At 37.7% G+C, this 427-nt stretch carries 2 tRNA genes; both read left to right on the top strand.

The features are described from left to right. Positions 1 to 64 precede the first annotated feature (64 nt). Positions 65 to 138: transfer RNA gene (locus ACHABU_RS20700), tRNA-Gly, on the top strand. Positions 139 to 150: 12 nt separating this feature from the next. Then, positions 151 to 224, top strand: a tRNA-Ile gene (locus tag ACHABU_RS20705). Positions 225 to 427 lie beyond the last annotated feature (203 nt).

The raw sequence follows: 427 nt of genomic DNA on the forward strand, positions 1-427 counted from the left end.
GAAATTTAGTCTTGATTCTTTCTATTATATAGATTGTAACTTCAACGTAATTCTTAATTTATATGCGGGTGTAGTTTAGTGGTAAAACCTCAGCCTTCCAAGCTGATGATGAGGGTTCGATTCCCTTCACCCGCTCCATATTGTTAATATGGGCCTGTAGCTCAGCTGGTTAGAGCGCACGCCTGATAAGCGTGAGGTCGGTGGTTCGAGTCCACTCAGGCCCATCACACTTTTTCGATGGTCTATTGACTTTCATTCTTAGAAGTGTTAATATGTAAAAGCTGTCACAGAAATTATTGCTAACAAAAAATAAATTCATTGTTGACAACGCAAGATGATTTATGGTATGCTATTATAGTTGCTTCAGAAAAAGCAACTTACAAATTTGCTCTTTGAAAACTGAACAAAACAACCAGTATGTCAAAGG

This window comes from Oceanobacillus sp. CF4.6, from assembly GCF_051262635.1.
Lineage (GTDB): Bacteria > Bacillota > Bacilli > Bacillales > Amphibacillaceae > Oceanobacillus.